This is a genomic window from Geomonas limicola (assembly GCF_014193675.1).
Lineage (GTDB): Bacteria > Desulfobacterota > Desulfuromonadia > Geobacterales > Geobacteraceae > Geomonas > Geomonas limicola.
The window spans coordinates 76156-92610 of record NZ_BLXZ01000008.1 but is presented as its reverse complement, the minus strand read 5'-3'; the positions used below and the strand labels follow the sequence as shown (position 1 = coordinate 92610).

The following is a 16455-nucleotide window of genomic DNA, read 5'->3' as shown; positions in this document are numbered from 1 at the left end:
AGGAACTGGAAGTGTCCCTACAGGGCACAGTTGTGTTCGTTGGGAACAATCGGCGTAACGGCGAGGAACAATTGACAATGGACCATGAACAATTGACAATGCCGGCTCCTCAACGATGTGACAGCTTCCGGCATGTATTCAATCCATCAACTGTTACTGTTCGAAAACGATCTGTCTGCACCTGTACCTGACGGCAAATTTGGTTTACAGTATCGAGTCTGGAGGGATTTATGAGTGAGGATGCGGGGACGGAAGTAAGCGGGGCGGTTGCTGCTGAGCTGGAGACGGCTGTGGTTTCGACCAAATCTGAGTTCCGGCGCGGGCTCTCGGATACGGCTCCGGTACTCTTGGGGGTCATCCCGATGGCACTCGTTCTGGGGGCGCAGGCGGCACAGAAGGGGCTTACGGTCGCGGAGGTCCCGCTCATGACGGGGTGCAACTTCGCCGGTGGATCGGAGTTCGCCGCGGTGAAGCTCTGGACCTCACCACCGCACCTTGCACTGATCACCGCCATGACGTTCCTGGTGAACAGCCGCCACCTCCTCATGGGCGCGGCACTCGCTCCTTATCTAAAGCACCTTCCCAAACGTAAGGCGTTTCCCGCACTGTTCTTCATGACGGACGAGAGCTGGGCGCTGGCGCTCGCGGACGCACGCAAACGCGCCGCGGACGGCATCGTGCGGTGCTTCAGCCTCCCCTACTACGTAGGGACCTGCGTCGGCATGTACCTCATGTGGGTGAGCTTTACCACGCTGGGATCGCTGCTCGGTCCGATCATGGGGAACGCGGAGACCTACGGCTTCGACATGGCGTTCCCCGCGGTGTTCCTGGTGTTGCTGAAGGGGATGTGGACCGGGTTCCGCAAGGGACGCCCCTGGATCATCAGCCTGGTGGTGGCGGGGCTCACCTCGCTGCTCGTTCCCGGCGCCTGGTACGTGCCGGCGGGAGCGGTATCGGGGATAGTGGCGGCTTCCCTGTGGGCCAGGGAGGACTATTGATGCAGCTTGATAACGTCCTTACCATTTTCGGGATGGCAACGGCCACCTACCTCACCCGGATCATCGGGTTCGTGGCGCTGCGTAACCGAAAGCTGAGCCCGCGCGCCATGGCGGTGCTGGAGGCGGTGCCGGGATGCGTGCTCATCTCGGTGATTGCACCGGCGTTCGTCTCCCCGCGCCCGGCGGATCTGATCGCGCTGGTGATTACGGTGCTCGCGGCTATGAGACTTTCCATGTTCAACACGGTGGTAATCGGGGTGGTGACGGCGGGTTTTCTCCGACATCTTTTGGGGTAAGACTGACCACCACCTCCCTCGCCCAGAGGCACCGGCGTGGAAGTGATCAGAGTTGCTCAGGTATTAATGTATACTTGCGCTCTACTCTTGTTGACTTTACCGGAGTTCTCGGACTATAACCGTCGGCATGAAACCTACTCTTTTCCTGCTGGGAACCCTGCTGAGCCTGCTCTGGGCTGCAGCGGCATATGCCGCTCCCCTCCCCGGGTCCGCACCGCAAAAGCGGATCCTGGTGCTCTACTCGTACAACTACAACCTCCCGGCACAACAGGACATTGCCGAGGGGCTGGAAACGGTGAGCAAGAGCTCGCACATCCCGCTGGGGAACGTGCTGCACGAATACCTCGACGTGGCCCCCCCGCGCTCGGCCACCCAGAACCAGGAGCTGCGCCGCTTGCTGCTCAGTAAGTACGCCGGGCAACACTTCGACCTGGTCGTGACGGTCTACGATCAGGCGCTGGACTTCCTGCTCAACGAGGGGAAGGACCTCTCCCCCGGCACCCCCTGCATCGCCCTGTTCTGCCTCCCCAACCGCGACTTCTCCCACAGTGACCGGCAGATCACCGCAAGCCCCATAAGCTACGACTGCGCCGGAACCCTGAAGCTCGCCCTGAAGCTCTTCCCCAAAACCAAGCGGGTGCTCTTCGTCGCGGGCAACTCGCGCACCAACCAAGCGGTGGAACAGCGCGCCCGCGCCGAGTTCGACCGCCTGTTCGCCGGCAAGCTCAACTTCGAGTACCTGGGCGAGCGCTCCATCGACGAACTGGTGCAACAGCTCCCCAAGCTCTCCCAAGACACCATCATCCTCTACTCCATCGTAACTGCAGACCGCACCGGAAAGATCTTCGTGCCCCGCGACGTCCTGCAGCGCATCGTTGCCGCCGCGCCGGTCCCCACCTTCGGGGTCACCTCCGCCTACCTGGACACCGGCATCCTGGGGGGATCGGTGATCGACTTCCAGGCCGCCGGCGCCGTGCTGGGGCGCGCCATCGTCGCCTTCGAGCCGGGGCGCCAGGTGGCATTGGAGCCCAACTCCGCCTTCATCAAGCCCATGTTCAACTGGGACCAGCTGACCCGTTGGGGCGCCTCGGCTTCGGCGCTGCCTCAGGAAACGGTATTACTGAACCGCCCGATGACGCTGTGGCACCGCTACCGGGTCGAGCTGAGCGCGCTGCTGGCGGTCATCGTGATGCTCAGCCTGTCGGTCACCGCCCTTGCCCTGCAGAACAGGCGCATCGCCCACGCCGAACGCCAGGCGAAGGATAGCGCCCGCCGCTTCCGAGCGGTCTTCGACCACTCGCCGCTGGCGATCGGCATCGGGGAACTGGCCTCCGGCAAGCTCCTCGAGGTGAACGACTCCTGGCTCAGCCTCTTCGGGTATCAGCGCCAGGAGGTGCTGGGCCGGACAACCACGGAACTAAACCTCTACCCCAGCCCCGAGGTGCGCGACGGCATGGTCACCGCCATCCGGATAACCGGCAAGGTGGTGAACCGCGACCTGCGCCTTACCCGCAAGGACGGCAACGTGCTCGACCTGCTCTACTCGGCGGACATCCTGCAGCAGGGAGAGTCCCCTCACCTTATGGTGATGCTCGCCGACGTTACCGAACAGAAGCGGCACGCGGAGGCCACCGAGCGCCTGCAACTGCGCCAGCGCTCCATCCTGGACAACCTCCCCATGATGGCCTGGCTCAAGGACACCGAGGGGCGACTGGAAATGGTGAACGCCGCCTACGCCGAGTCCTGCGGTCGCAACGTCGAAGAGTGCCTGGGCAAGACCGACCTGGACCTTTTCCCGGACACCCTGGCCGAGAAGTACATGGCCGACGACCGGGAGGTCTGCGCCAGTGGACTCAGCGTGCAGGTGGAGGAGCAGATCGCCACGCCGCGCGGGACACGCTGGGCCATCACCTGCAAGACGCCGGTCATCGACCGCAACGGCAAGGTGCTGGGGACCACCGGCATCGCCCTGGACATCACCGAGCACCGCAAACTGGAGGAGCAGCTGCGCCAGGCCCAGAAGATGGAATCGGTGGGGCGGCTGGCCGGCGGGGTTGCCCACGACTTCAACAACAAGCTCTCGGTGATCCTGGGGTATGCCGAGCTCATCAAGCTGCAGTACCCGGCGGCCCAGAAGCTCCAGGAGCAGCTGGACGCCATCCAGCAGGCGGCAGAGCACTCGCGCGACATCACCGCGCAGTTGCTCACCTTCTCGCGCAAGCAGTTGATCAGGCCCCAGCCCATGAACCTGAGCGCCGCGTTGCAGGCCACCCAAAAGACGCTACCGCGCCTGATCGGCGAGGATATCACGCTCAGCTATCAGCTCTCCGACCAGCTCTGGAGGGTGCTCATCGACCCGATCCAGCTGGACCAGATCGTCATGAACCTGGCAGTGAACGCGCGCGACGCCATGCCCCAGGGGGGGAGCCTCCGCATCAGTACCGACAACGTCCGGGTCGAGGACCCCGACCTGCTGGAGCCCTTCGAGGCCCCGCCGGGCGACTACGTCCGGATGGTCTTCTCGGACACCGGCACCGGGATGACCGGGGAGGTACGCCGGCACATCTTCGAGCCCTTCTTCACCACCAAGGAGACCGGCAAGGGGACCGGGCTCGGCCTCGCCACCATCTATGGCATCGTGGTACAGAACCACGGATTGATCACGGTGGAGAGCGAGCCGGACCGGGGCACGAGCTTCCTGATCTTCCTGCCGCGCGAGGCCGAGGCCCTGACGCAGGCGCCGGAGCCGGCGGCGCTGCCGCTGCCGGGGAAGGAGACCATCCTGGTGGTGGAGGACGACCCGGAGGTGCTGCGGCTGGCGGAGTCGATGCTGAAGGTGCTGGGCTACACGGTGCACACGGCGACCACACCGGGGCAGGCACTGGCCCTGTGCGGCTCGCTCCCGATCGACCTGGTGCTGAGCGATATCGTGATGCCCGAGCTGAACGGCCGCGAACTGGTGGAGCGGATCCAGGTGCTGCGCCCGGGAACCAAGGTGGTCTTCATGTCGGGCTACCCAGCAAGCGAGCTTTCCGAGCGCTACCAGGGCAACCAAGAGGTCCACTTCATCGCGAAGCCCTTCAACCTGGCGAGCCTGAGCGAGAAGGTCAAGGAGGCGCTGGGGTGAACCTGCCGCACCACCCCGAGGCGCAGTGCGCCGCCTGAGACCAGGCAGCGTCCAACAAAAAAGGCCCGAAGGTGACAACCCTCGGGCCTCTCTTTTTTCGTGGACGCACTGCGCCCTCGGCGGTTTCTATTTCGGGAGCACCAGGTAGAGCTCCATGAGGTCGCCGTCCTCGAGGTGGATCGGGAAGCACAACCCCTGCTCCTGCGCCGCGAGCGGCAGGCCGGTGGCTGGCGGATGGATGTTGACGGGCGGATTGATGCTGAGGGCGCTCCCCTGCTGTGAGGCCTTGGCCGCCACGTTGCCGCAAACCACGTTGATGAACTCGAGGAGACAGTCCTCCAGTACCTCGAGGGGCTCGTGATCGACCACAGCGGTGTGCAAAAGGGCCTGGGCCACTTTCTTCTGCACCGGCGCCGATACGGCAACGAGATAGCGCCCTTTGGCGTCTCCGGCGAAGTCCAGGGCTGCCACCTGGTGCGCAGCCGACAGCTGGGTCACTACCTGGCAGGTGCCGGGGCGAAAACGCAGCCCGAGCACCCGGGTCACCAGCTTGTAGGTGAGATCGACCGCCATCTCCCAGAGCGCCGAGTTGGCAAGCCCCGGCGGAAGCTGCACGCTTTCACCCAGGTAGGGGGCCTGATCGATCTTGAAGGCCTCCAGTTGGCGGGCCAGCTGTTCGTTATCGAGAGCCCCGACCTGCACCAGGGCCTCCCCGATGTAGAGGTGTGTCGCCTTCTGTCGGGCCACCACTTCGGCAAGCTGCCCCTCGCTGAGGATGCCGGTGCCTACCAGGAGGTCGCCCAGTTTCATGTCGCGGGAGAGTTGGTTCTGGTGGGCGCGCTCGATGTCGGCGGGGGTAACGAGCCCCATGGCGATGGCCATCTCGCCCAGCTTCAGGTTCTGCTTGTCCTGCAGTGCGATGGCTTCGACGATCGCTTCACGCGACACCACCCCCTTTTCCACCAGGTACTGCCCGAAAAATTTCACTGCCATATCAGTTCCCCTTTTGAGAAAGGCCGCGGCTAGAGTGCACGCAGGGCCCGCAGAATGTCTTCCGCCACGAAGGGCTTGGAGACGACGCACCGGGCGCCCAGCTTCATCGCCTCGTTGAAGTTGTCGCTGACCCCGCCCAGCGAGGTGACCATGACGACCTTCACCTCCTTGTCCAGGGCCACGATGCTGCGCAGGGCGGTGAGTCCGTCCATCCCTGGCATGTTCATGTCCATGCAGATGATGTCGGGATTGTCCTGCATGTTTGCCTTGATGGCCTCCGCGCCATTTCTTACCGAGCCGATGCAGCAGAAGTCACCGGAACCGCCGATGATCTGTTCCAGCTGGCGCGCTACTACCAGGCTGTCGTCCACTACCAGTACTTTTTTGGGCATGATGCTCTCCTCTTACGGTTATGACCAAACTGGATGCGCCGACCTGCCGGAACGAACGATCCTGACTGAGTAATCGGAGAGTGGTGACAGTAGCTTGAGAGATAAATTAAAAGATCAGAGACTGGGGGCTAGGGGAAAATCGGGAAAGCCTTTAGAGCTTTCGCCACGGAGACACGGAGCACACGGAGAAGACACACCAAGAACCGGAGACGGGTTCGGCCCTGAAACGTGAACGCCAGGGCCGAACCAAGGTGAGTTTGGGATTGAAGCCTCCGTGGCGCCCTGCCGTTTTCAGCCGGAGACAATCCGGATGTACTCCTTCTCGGTCACCAGCTCCTGCGGGCTCTCCATCCGGTCCAGGAAGACGACCCCCTTGAGGTGGTCGAACTCGTGCTGGAAGATGCGCGCCGCGAAGTTGGCAAACTCGTCCTCGCGCACCTCCCCATGCCGGGTCAGGTAGCGGACCCCGATCCTGCGGTGCCGGGGAACGATGCCCCGCAACCCCGGGATGCTCAGGCACCCCTCCCATCCCTTCTCCTTCTCGTCCGAGGCCCAGACAAGCTCCGGATTGATGAGCGCGAAGGGGGGCAGGTCGGGCGCCTTGGGATAGCGCGGGTTGGGCTGCGAGGCGATCACGAAGAGCGAGAGGGATTGGAAAACCTGCGGCGCAGCGAGGCCGACCCCGTGGGCATCGTCCACGGTGACCAGCATGTCGTCGATGAGGGCCTGCACCTCGGGATGGGCGGGATCGTCGATGTCCCGGGTTACCTTCCTGAGTACCGGCTGGCCTAACTGGGCTATCTGGCGGATGATCGGCATGGGGTTCCCCCTGAAAGCATACGGTAACTGCTGTGCTATTTTAACACGACCAAAGTGGTCCTGAAAGGGGTTGCTGGGTGACCGGGGGTGGGGCTTGGAGCAGGGGTTGGTGTAGGGCATCGGACGCGGACTTGCCCGGGAATCAGACCGATAGATCGGAGCGGAACGATCGGAGGACCTTTGGGAGGGGGGACGCGGGGGTGCCAACGGACACGGGCCGGCGAGGGGGCACCGGGTATGAATGACACGTGGCGGAACCGCTGCGCCGGACCTAGGCGAGGACCTCGCGCAGCACGCGGCTTAGGTCGTGGGGGCGGTAGGGTTTGGCGAGCACCGCGTTGAAACCGTACTCCCTGAAGTTGGCCATCACGGGATCGGTGGAGTAGCCGCTGCAGACCACCGCCCTGACCTGCGGGTCGTAGCTGCGCAGCATCTTGATGGCCTCTTTTCCACCGACACCGCCGGGAACGGTGAGGTCGAGGATCACCACCGAAAACGGCTCGCCCCCTTCTTTCTCGTGCTGGTAGAGCTCGGCGGCCTGCGCACCGTTCTCCACGCATTCGGCCTGGTAACCCAACTGTTCCAGAATCGCCTTGGCAAGGGTGCGCACGATCTCCTCGTCGTCCATCACCAGGACACGGCTCGCGCCACCGGAGACGCCCATCTCGCTGCGAGCAGCCGATACGGAACGCTCACGGGAAGCCGGGAGCAGCACCCGGAAGGTGCTCCCCTGCCCCAGGATCGACTGCGCCGTGATGGTCCCCAAGTGCCTCTTCACGATGGAGTAGCAGGAGGCGAGCCCGAGGCCGCTCCCCTGTTTCTTGGTGGTGAAGTAGGGATCGAAGATCCGCTCGAGGTGCTGCTCGGAGATGCCGATGCCGGTATCCGTAACGCTGATCTCGACGAAGGGATCCCCGTGGGGACCCCGGTGGTTGGCTGCGGCGACCACCAGCGTCCCCCCCTCGGGCATCGCCTGGACCGCGTTGAGCACCAGGTTGTGCACTACCTGCACCAGCTGCCCCTCGTCGGCCTCCAGCGGCCAGAGATCATCGTCGAGCCTCAGCTCGCAGCCGACCTGGGAGCCGTGCAGCCCGAAGGCGACCGCCTCCCTGAGCAGGCCGGCAAGCTCGAGGCTCTTCTTTACCGGCTCGCCGCCACGGGCGAAGGTGAGCAGTTGCTGGGTGAGGTCGCGGGCGCGCGCTGCGGCGCTCTCCGCCTCCTCCAGTCGCTCGGCCACCTTTTTCGGGTCATCGAGCTGGAAGCCGGCCAGCGAGATGTTCCCCAAGACCGCGGTCAGGATGTTGTTGAAGTCGTGGGCGATCCCCCCGGCCAGGACTCCGATCGACTCGAGCTTCTGGGCCTTGAGGATCTCCTGGCGGGCCAGGCGCAGTTCGGTGATGTCCTCAACCGTCCCGACGTACCCTACGATCGCCCCCTGCTGGTCCTTGATCGGGTTCACCAGAACCCGGACCCAGACCACCTTCCCCTGGGCAGTCAGCTTGCGGTGCTCGTGACAGTACCCCTGGCCTCGTGCGGTCGCCTCGCTGCGCACCCGTAAGAGATCCTCGCGGTCGTCCGGGTGGATGGCGGTCTGCCAGCCGTTGCCGGCGCCCTGGCTGGCGAACAACCCGGTGATCTCCTCCCAGCGCGCGTTGCAGTAGATGTTGTTCCACTGCGCGTCGCAGCGGAAGATGCCGATGGGAGCCGAATCGCACAGGGTACGGAAGAGTTCTCTGCCGTCGTGGAGGGCGCTCTCGAGGCGCTTGCGCTCGCTTATGTCCCGCACAATGCAGCAGTTGTACTCAAGCCCTTCGTGGTTCAGGTAGTTGGCCAGCACCTCGACCGGATAGCAGCGCCCGTCCTTGGCCTGGTGGGTGGTCTCGAACTGCCGGGTCCCCCGCTCCTTGAGCTCGATCCAGGCCCGCCGGGCCCTCTCGGCGTCGAAGTTCGGGTCGATCTCCCCTACCGGACGCCCCACGAGTTCCTCCCGCGTATAGCCCAGGTTCTCGCAGGCGACCCGGTTCAGATCCATGATCCGGCAATCCGAGCTGAGCCAGAAGACCTCCGCGCCCAGGTTCTCGAAGGTGAAGTTCTTGAACTTGAGTTCGGCCTCGGCCTCTTTGAGGTGGGTGATGTCGCGGATCAGGGCCAGCTTGGAGATACTGCCGTCATCGTGGTGCACCGGGGTGTTGATGCAGTGGTACCAGCGGTCGTCCTTGGGACTCTTCACCTCCCAGGCGACCCGTTCCCCCCGAAAGACCCGGTCGTTGACGCACCAGGGGCAGACCTCTTCGAGGTCGTGCAGCGCCTGGTAGCATAGTTGTCCCACCCCGTTGCCGCGACGCCGGATCAGCTCGTCGTTCATGTAGGTGATGCGGTAGTCCGGGGAGCAGGTATAGACCGAGCCATCGAAGGCTGCGATGAGTGCCCGGCAGCGCTCTTCGGTGGCAGCAAGCTGATTTTCGAGGGACCTGCGCTGGGTGGCGTCGATAAAGATGCAGGAGAGCCGCCCGGGCTGAGGTGCGTGGATCTCAATCTGGCAGGAGCGTCCCCCTACCCCGAGGTACTCGTCGAGGAGCATGGCCTGGCCGGAGAGCGCCACCCGCCCGTAGGCCTGAGCCCAAAGAGCAGCCGAACCCGGCAGCACCTCCGGCACGGAGTGACCGACCAGTTGCGCCGCCGGAAGCCCGACCAACTGTTCGAAGGCGGGGTTTACCTCGAGAAAGCGGCAATCGTAGGGGATGCCGGATTCGCTGCTGATGATCTCGAGGAGTGCGATCCCCTTTTCGGTTCCCAGGAACAGGGTACGGTAACGCCGCTCGCTCTCCCTGAGTTGCTCGCGGGCACCCCGCAGGCAAAGGTACTCCGCCACCCGGTCCAGAAGTTCGAGCCCCTGGCAAGGGGAGACCAGGAAGGCGTCCGGGCCTCCCTTGCGCCGCCCCGCCGCCAAGGAACCGTAACGCTGACGCTGCGCCGTCTGCAGCACGACGAACACTCCGGAGAGCTGCGGGTCGCTTTTGATGGCCGTGACCAGTTCCTCGGCGCAGCCGTCGACGAGTTCATCGTCCAGAAGCAGGAGGTCCGGGCGGTACAGCGAGGTGAGCGAAAGCGCCTGGGCAGCACTGTTACCCAGGATCACGCTGTAGCCGGCCTCCTCGAGGAGCCGGCCGGTGGGCAGCAGGGGGTCGGCGCTCTTTTCTACAACCAGCACGGTAGCAGGCACGACGATGTCGTGAATGTCAGCTGTGGTGTGGGGCATGTGTCGGACTCTGACGTCGTTGAGCAAGGGTTTTACCTGGCAGTGCGCAGAAGATGCGAATTGAGGATCTCTATGGGTCGTGCAGGCAGCAGTGCGGCGCAGTTCTGCCACGGCAACCGGGCGCTCCGCTCTCTGGACGGCCTAAAACACCGAGTCAGCAAGGGGAAATGCCAGGTTGTCCCGCAGGCGCGGCGGAGGCTGTGGGCAGAAAGAATTAATATCTTTAGGACAAACATGTCAAGATTTTTAATAAATCAGTTATTAGCAGCACCTGAGCTGGCGCTAGAAGACTACCTACCCCTATGCCGAACCACTCCCACCGGATCTAGTGCAGCTTCGACGCCAGATCAGTGCTGGGCTCGGGTCCCCGCCTCGGCGACAGCCAGCAACCCAAGGAGCCGGGCGAGTGTCACAGCCCTCTGTCCACCAGCCCTGAGAGCAGCTCCGCCAGCGCGCTCGAAACGGTGGCAGAGCGAGGCCCCTCGAGCCCTCGGGCGGCTTTTGGTTGACGGCAGGCTGCCGCGGAATACAAAATTTTTTCACTATTTCGCCTAAACTTTCTCTTCCCGGTGCCGAACAGATTGGGAAAGCGTCGTCCCCAAACGCGACGCGGCTCCAGCCCCGGAGCCCACCCGAGTTCCCAACCCCGACCGCAGCAGTATCCACACCTGAACCGGCAGGGAGCGTACCCAAAGGATGCCGGCCGGCTGGTTCAGCCCGTTTGCGGACTGGAGAGGCATATGACGACAGAAGAAGAAATCACTCCGATAGCCGTCATGGCAACCCATCACGAAATCACCCGGCTTTCGGTTTTCACCGAGGAACTGGTGAAGGGCTGTCTCATAGGCGAGGACACCGGCGCGCGTCACAAGCTCTCCGCGGTGCTCAGGGTCTTCAGCGAATTGGGGATCATCTGGCGCATCCTGTCGGAAATCGACGTGCGCGGAGTAATGACCAAGAACCAGCGCCAGTTCCTGCAGGATTTCTATGCGGGGATAACGTACTAGGAAGGGTTACACGCCAAAGCTTGCCACCGTGCTACCTGTCGGTAGCACCAGCGCGAAGGTTCTTTATAAGCTAAAGGTCGACGAAAGGCGAATCCCCCCTGCCCCCCCCTCTCCAAAGGGGGGAACGCTGGTTCAAAGGCGGCGCTTCGTGGGAAGGGGTTTAGAGGTACCCAGGTTGCCGGGCAGCTATAGCAGGCGACTCGCACGTCGGTCATAAAAAAAGGTGAAAGAGCCGAGCCGCGGCGACCGATCTGGTCGTGCGGCTGGTCCTTTCACCTTTTTTCGTGTATCGCGTTCCCGGGCTAGGCGGACTTCTTGAAGTAGGAGAGGAACTCGTCGCGGGTCAGGTAGTTCTTGCGCACCAGGTGATCGATGGCGTGGCTCATGGCACCGCGCTCCCCTTCCTTCATCGCCTCCTTCAACAGCACGAAGAAGGGGATGTTCCGGGTCTGCGGGTAGAGCCGGAAACGCTCCAGGAGATCGAAGGCGGTCTGGTCGGGGAGCATCAGCGAACAAAAGATCATGTAGGGGTGCACGATGGTCCCCAGTGCGATGGCCTCCTTGCCGGTGTAGGCGTTGACCACCTCGAACCCCAACTTGACGATGGCGTGCTCGAGGCGTTCCTCCCCTTTGCGGGTGACCACCATGGCCTGCAGGTCGTAGTCATCCGACTCGTCGGTCAGGCCGAAGCGTTGCAGCTTTTGGGTCAGGTAGCCATTCTCGAGCGGCAGGGTGAAGAAGCCGGCCACCGGGAAGACCTCGCCCACCTGACCGTTTTCACTCAGGTAGAGCGGCAGCACCGGGATGTCGCGGGTCGCCGGGTCACCGTTCAGGGTCTGCAGTATTCCCCAGCCGTCGTCCGACCAGGGAGAGATGTCCAGGAGGATGGCGAGCGGGGTGCACTTGGCCAGGTCGGCAATGCCGGCCACCTTGGCCCGGTAGCCCCCTTCGGCTAGATAGCTGCACACCACGGCACCACGTTCTATTTTATCGCCAAGCCCCAAAAGCCAGAGCTCGCGATCTTCGCATTCTTTCATTGGCACCCCCGGTTGCCGAACAATTTTTTTAATAAATAACAGATTTTGCCGGCAGAGCAAGCGAAACCTTGAGCTTATTGAAATCACTCCGGATCTGTGGTACCACCAAGGAGCTGTTCTAACACTGATACGACGGGAGTTTCATATGTCCAGCAAGGTATTTTTCGCCGACATGAGGGCCGGTTCGCGCGAGAACCTGTTTGCCAAGATCGGCCGGCTGATGCAGGAGGCGGGTCTGGAGCGTGTTGTCGCCAAGGGGGACCTGACCGCGGTAAAGGTGCACTTCGGGGAGAAGGGGAACCACGCCTTCGTACGCCCGATCTTCGTGCGCCGGGTGGTGGACGAGATCAAGGCCAAAGGGGGAATCCCCTTTCTGACCGACTCCTCGACCCTGTACCCCGGCGAGCGCAAGGAGGCGGCGAGCGCCCTGGTCTGCGCCATCGAAAACGGCTTCGCCTACGCGGTGGTCGGAGCCCCGCTCATCATGAGCGACGGCCTGCGCGGGCATACCGCCGTGGACGTCCCCATTGAGGGGGAGCTCCTGAAGAGCGTCTCCATCGGCACGGAGATCGTCGAGGCGCACGCCCTCATCGCGGTCTCACACTTCAAGTGCCACGAACTGACCGGCTTCGGCGGAACCCTGAAGAACCTGGGGATGGGGTGCGCGAGCCGTACCGGCAAGATGCAGCAGCACTCCACGGTGGCACCCAAGGTGGCCGAGAAGTTCTGCAACGGCTGCTCAATCTGCCTGAAATCTTGTGCCCACGAGGCGATCAGCATCCTGGAGGGGAAGGCGCGCATCGATCCGGAGGCCTGCGTCGGGTGCAGCCGCTGCATCACCGCCTGCCTGCAGAAGGCGATCAACATCCAGTGGAACGAGAGCGCCTCGCTTGTGATGCGCAAGATGGCCGAGTACGCCCTGGGGTCGGTTGCCGGCAAGCGTGAGAAGACCCTGTACCTCAACTTCATCACCCAGGTGTCGCCCGCCTGCGACTGCTACGGGCACGCCGACGCGCCGATCGTGAACGACATCGGCATCTGCGCCTCGACCGATCCCGTTGCGCTGGACCAGGCCTGCGCGGACCTGGTGAACAACGCGCGCGGTAACGAGAACACGGCCCTCTCGAGCGGACATGAGCCGGGCGGCGACAAGTTCCGCGGGGTGCACCCGGAGATCGACTGGGAGGTGCAGCTGGAGCACGCGGAGAAGATCGGGCTGGGGACCAGGGAGTACCAGCTGGTGAAGATTTAACGTCCAAAGTTCTGGACGCGGATTGAGCGGATCGGGTGATCGGGCCGATTTCCGCGGATTACCTGCAACGTCATTTACCTGAAGCAAAAGAAAAGGCCGACCTGGGTGAGTATCCCGGTGTCGGCCTTTTCTTTTTTATCGTAAGGATGCTTTTAACGTTTGTGGTTTATCCGTGGAAATCCGGCTGCATCCGCACCATCCGCCTTCCAGGGGGTTGACTTGTTGTCCTTACTTCAAGAACCCGAACTTCTTCATCCGGTACCGGAAGGCGTCGATGCCGAGGTTCAGCTTCTTGGCGGCCTTCGACTGGTTCCAGTCGGTGATCTCCAGGCTCTGCTTGATCAGCTCGCGCTCGACCTCCTCGATGTCGATCCCCTCGGGCGGAAGCTTGAAGGTGGTCATGGGGACCGCACCGGTCTGGCTCGCCTTCGCCACGATCTCCAGCGGCAGGTTCTCCAGGAGCAGGTTCTCGTCGGTGCCCAGGATGATGGCACGTTCGATGACGTTCTTCAGCTCGCGGATGTTGCCGGGCCAGCTGTAATCGACCAGGAGCTTCTCCGCCATGTTGGAGATCCCCTTCATCGGTTTGTTGAACTCCTTGGAGAAATTCTCCATGAAGAAGTTCACCAGGGTGATGATGTCTTCCTTGCGCTCCCTAAGCGGGGGGAGGAAGATCGGAATGACCTGGAGACGGTAGTAGAGGTCGTTTCTAAAGGTCTTATCCTCGATCGCCTTCAAGAGGTCCTTGTTGGTCGCCGAGACGATGCGCACGTCGACGGGCATCGACTTGGTGCCGCCGATCCTCCTGAAGGTACGGTCCTCCAGGAAACGCAGGAGCTTCGCCTGCATGCCGATCTCCATGTCCCCGATCTCGTCGAGGAACACGGTGCCGCCGTCGGCCAGCTCGAAGAGACCCTTCTTGGAGGCCTTCGCGTCGGTGAAGGCGCCCTTCTCGTGGCCGAAGAGCTCGCTCTCCAGGAGGGTCGCCGGCACCGCGGCGCAGTTGATCGCCACGAACGGCTTTTCCGCGCGGGCGGACTCGTAGTGGATCCACTTGGCCACCAGCTCCTTGCCGGTTCCGGACTCTCCCTGGATCAACACGGTCGAGGCATCGCTCTTCGCCACCTTGGCCATGATATCCAGGACGTTCTTCATGTGCTTCGAGGTGCCGAGGATCTTGGGCGGCCCCTGCTTTTTATGCTCGCTTCTAAGCTGCACCACCTCGCGACGCAGGTCCGAGGTCTCCAGCGCCTTGCGGATCACGATGGACAGCTCGTCGAGGTTGAACGGCTTGTTGATGTAGTCGTAGGCGCCGTGCCGCATGGTGTTGACCGCGGTCTCCAGCCCCCCTTGGGCCGTCACCATGATGACCACGATGTCGTCATCGCTCTCCTTGAGGCGTTGCAGCACTTCCAGGCCGTTGATGCCCGGCAGGTGGTAGTCCAAAAGCACCAGGTCCGGCTGCTCCTCACGGGCCAGCCGGAGGGCATCCTCGCCGGTACCCGCGGTGCAGACCTCGTACCCCTGTTTCTTGAGGTTCTGCTCGAGAGACCAACGGATCAGGTGCTCGTCGTCCACCACCATAATTTTTGTTCTGCGCATGGCTGCTCCTTCAAGCTGTGATGTACCTAACCAGCAGACTCTGCCGCGCCGGCGCCGGCCCTGTAGCTCAGGCTTCCGCGTCGGGCAACTTGCACTCCCCGTCGCTGCCGAAGGCCGGGAGTTCCACCGTGAAGGTGGTCCCCTGGCCGCATTCGCTCACGACGGTCAAACGTCCCCCGTGCTGCTCGATCAGCCGGTGGCTGATGGCCAGGCCCAGACCGGTCCCCTGGGCCTTGGTGGTGAAGAACGGGGTGAAAATCTTTTCCAGGATGTTGGGCGGGATCCCCTGACCGGTGTCGGTGACCTTCACCTGCACCAGGTCCTCGCCGTCGACGAGCACCCGACGGCTCTGCACGGTGAGGGTGCCGCCGTTGGCCATCGCCTGCACCGCGTTCAGAAACAGGTTCAAAAACACCTGCTGGATGTGCTTGGGGTCCACGTAGACCGGCGGGAGGTTCTCCTCGAGGTCGAGCTGCTTCTGGATGTCCTTGCCGCCGCGGTGCTGCGAGGCGAAGACCAGGATCTTCTTGAGCGCCTGGTTCATGTCGGTACAGGCCGGCTCCGAGATGGTCGGCTTGCCGAAGAAGAGCAGGTCGTTCACCGTCTTGTCCAGCCGGGAGATCTGCTCGAGCACCTCGTTGATGATGCCGATGCGGGAGTCCCCCTCGGAGAAGTCGTCCTTGATGACGGTCATCGCGGCGGCGATGCCGGTCAGCGGGTTCTTGATCTCGTGCGCGATGCCGGCGGCCATCTCCCCTACCGAGGCGAGCCGGTCGGCGCGCTCCATCTGCTGGAAGTGGTAGGCCTCGAGCTCCTTCTTGGCCCGGTCCAGCCGGTCCACCATGGAGTCGAAGGAGAGGATCAGCCTGCCGATCTCGTCCTGGCCGTGCGAGGTCATGCGCACCGAAAGGTCCCCCGCCTCGACTTTGGCCATGTTCTCGGCCATCCGGGAGAGCGGCTTCTTGACGAAGCGGACCATGACGATGGAGATCGCCGCCGAGAGGAAGAAGATGATGGCGAAGGTGGAGGCGGCGAAGAGCTTGGTGAGCTCGACGATCTTGCTCCTGGTCTCCACCAGCGAGTAGTTCACGTTCAAAAGGCCGATGATCCGGCTCTTGGAACCGTGGCAGAGGTTGCACTGCCGGTCGTTGTAGATCGGCTTCACCATGCCGAGCACTTCACCGTGCCCGGGGAGGTTGAAGACACCTTCGCGCTTGTTGTCCAGGAAAAGCTTGAAGTCCCGCTCGTCGACCGGACGCCCCACCTCGCCGGGCTGGGACGACTTGAGGATCACGCCGTGCGGGTGGAAGATGCGCACGCCGACCAGCTTCTCGTTCTGGCCGACCATCTCCAGGATGACCTGGACATCCTCGGTGTTGCCGATGCGCATCGAGTTGTAGACGCTGCGCTCGATGGTGTTGAGCAGAAGGTCGCTGCTCTCACGGGCGGAGTTGATGAGCTGCTGCTGCTCGCGGCGCAGGGTCAGACCCGCAAAGGTCCCGATGCCGAAGATGAGTAGGGCGATCGTAAGGAGGATGACCCTCGTTGTCAGACTCTTGAATTTCAGAGTACCTCCGCGTAAGGCGTAAAGGGGTCGCGAGCCCCGGGGCTCCTGGCGATCGGCCTACTGCCGAAAAAGCCCGGCCAGGCCGGGCGACATCGCTGAACGGTTT

General features: G+C 63.0%; 13 protein-coding genes. 6 read left to right on the top strand and 7 right to left on the bottom strand.

What is annotated here, in order from left to right; genetic code table 11:
* The first annotated feature begins 230 nt into the window (after positions 1-230).
* The 3 genes from H7688_RS18060 to H7688_RS18050 all read left to right on the top strand — a co-directional run bounded on the left by H7688_RS18060 (position 231) and on the right by H7688_RS18050 (position 4421).
* Positions 231-998, top strand: coding sequence for an AzlC family ABC transporter permease (locus H7688_RS18060; protein WP_183362612.1), 768 nt, complete (start codon positions 231-233; stop codon positions 996-998).
* Positions 998-1294 (top strand): AzlD family protein, encoded by a 297-nt coding sequence (locus H7688_RS18055; RefSeq protein ID WP_183362611.1) that lies wholly within the window; start codon positions 998-1000, stop codon positions 1292-1294. Before H7688_RS18060 ends, H7688_RS18055 begins: the two co-directional genes overlap by 1 nt.
* Positions 1295-1421: 127 nt before the next feature.
* Positions 1422-4421 carry a hybrid sensor histidine kinase/response regulator gene (locus tag H7688_RS18050; RefSeq protein ID WP_183362610.1) on the top strand — a complete coding sequence of 1000 codons (3000 nt, stop codon included), beginning with the start codon at positions 1422-1424 and terminating at the stop codon, positions 4419-4421.
* 126 nt (positions 4422-4547) lie between these two features.
* Here H7688_RS18050 and H7688_RS18045 read toward each other — a convergent pair whose 3' ends face one another.
* The 4 genes from H7688_RS18045 to H7688_RS18030 all read right to left on the bottom strand — a co-directional run bounded on the left by H7688_RS18045 (position 4548) and on the right by H7688_RS18030 (position 9884).
* Positions 4548-5414: a cyclic di-GMP-binding domain-containing protein, MshE-related gene (locus tag H7688_RS18045; protein ID WP_183362609.1), complete on the bottom strand. Its 867-nt coding sequence runs from the start codon at positions 5412-5414 to the stop codon at positions 4548-4550.
* A 29-nt stretch (positions 5415-5443) separates the two neighbouring features.
* Positions 5444-5806, bottom strand: coding sequence for a response regulator (locus tag H7688_RS18040; RefSeq protein ID WP_183362608.1), 363 nt, complete (start codon positions 5804-5806; stop codon positions 5444-5446).
* A 291-nt stretch (positions 5807-6097) separates the two neighbouring features.
* Positions 6098-6625, bottom strand: a complete 528-nt coding sequence (gene def / locus H7688_RS18035; protein WP_183362607.1) for a peptide deformylase — start codon at positions 6623-6625, stop codon at positions 6098-6100.
* Between the two features lie 271 nt (positions 6626-6896).
* On the bottom strand, positions 6897-9884 hold the full coding sequence (locus tag H7688_RS18030; protein WP_183362606.1) for a PAS domain S-box protein: 2988 nt from the start codon (positions 9882-9884) through the stop codon (positions 6897-6899).
* A 740-nt stretch (positions 9885-10624) separates the two neighbouring features.
* Here H7688_RS18030 and H7688_RS18025 point away from each other — a divergent pair.
* Positions 10625-10891: a hypothetical protein gene (locus H7688_RS18025; RefSeq protein ID WP_183362605.1), complete on the top strand. Its 267-nt coding sequence runs from the start codon at positions 10625-10627 to the stop codon at positions 10889-10891.
* 302 nt (positions 10892-11193) lie between these two features.
* Here the strand turns inward: H7688_RS18025 and H7688_RS18020 are convergent, their stop codons facing one another.
* Positions 11194-11928, bottom strand: a complete 735-nt coding sequence (locus H7688_RS18020) for a response regulator (RefSeq protein ID WP_183362604.1) — start codon at positions 11926-11928, stop codon at positions 11194-11196.
* Positions 11929-12073: 145 nt separating this feature from the next.
* Here H7688_RS18020 and H7688_RS18015 point away from each other — a divergent pair, with 145 nt between their 5' ends.
* A complete protein-coding gene (locus H7688_RS18015; RefSeq protein ID WP_183362603.1) occupies positions 12074-13180 on the top strand; it encodes a DUF362 domain-containing protein in 1107 nt (368 codons plus the stop codon).
* Positions 13181-13215: 35 nt separating this feature from the next.
* A complete protein-coding gene (locus tag H7688_RS18010; RefSeq protein WP_183362602.1) occupies positions 13216-13398 on the top strand; it encodes a hypothetical protein in 183 nt (60 codons plus the stop codon).
* 10 nt (positions 13399-13408) lie between these two features.
* Here the strand turns inward: H7688_RS18010 and H7688_RS18005 are convergent, their stop codons facing one another.
* Positions 13409-14782 (bottom strand): sigma-54-dependent transcriptional regulator, encoded by a 1374-nt coding sequence (locus H7688_RS18005; protein ID WP_183362601.1) that lies wholly within the window; start codon positions 14780-14782, stop codon positions 13409-13411.
* A gap of 67 nt (positions 14783-14849) precedes the next feature.
* The gene (locus tag H7688_RS18000; RefSeq protein WP_183362794.1) at positions 14850-16349 is read right to left on the bottom strand and encodes a two-component system sensor histidine kinase NtrB; all 1500 of its coding nucleotides are present in this window, start codon (positions 16347-16349) and stop codon (positions 14850-14852) included.
* Positions 16350-16455: the final 106 nt, after the last annotated feature.

Coding starts and splice junctions, on each gene's coding strand:
- H7688_RS18040 (WP_183362608.1), bottom strand. CDS start 5,806: ATGCCCAAAAAAGTACTGGTAGTGGACGACAGCCTGGTAGTAGCGCGC.
- H7688_RS18025 (WP_183362605.1), top strand. CDS start 10,625: ATGACGACAGAAGAAGAAATCACTCCGATAGCCGTCATGGCAACCCAT.
- H7688_RS18050 (WP_183362610.1), top strand. CDS start 1,422: ATGAAACCTACTCTTTTCCTGCTGGGAACCCTGCTGAGCCTGCTCTGG.
- H7688_RS18060 (WP_183362612.1), top strand. CDS start 231: ATGAGTGAGGATGCGGGGACGGAAGTAAGCGGGGCGGTTGCTGCTGAG.
- H7688_RS18030 (WP_183362606.1), bottom strand. CDS start 9,884: ATGCCCCACACCACAGCTGACATTCACGACATCGTCGTGCCTGCTACC.
- H7688_RS18020 (WP_183362604.1), bottom strand. CDS start 11,928: ATGAAAGAATGCGAAGATCGCGAGCTCTGGCTTTTGGGGCTTGGCGAT.
- H7688_RS18055 (WP_183362611.1), top strand. CDS start 998: ATGCAGCTTGATAACGTCCTTACCATTTTCGGGATGGCAACGGCCACC.
- H7688_RS18015 (WP_183362603.1), top strand. CDS start 12,074: ATGTCCAGCAAGGTATTTTTCGCCGACATGAGGGCCGGTTCGCGCGAG.
- def (WP_183362607.1), bottom strand. CDS start 6,625: ATGCCGATCATCCGCCAGATAGCCCAGTTAGGCCAGCCGGTACTCAGG.
- H7688_RS18045 (WP_183362609.1), bottom strand. CDS start 5,414: ATGGCAGTGAAATTTTTCGGGCAGTACCTGGTGGAAAAGGGGGTGGTG.
- H7688_RS18005 (WP_183362601.1), bottom strand. CDS start 14,782: ATGCGCAGAACAAAAATTATGGTGGTGGACGACGAGCACCTGATCCGT.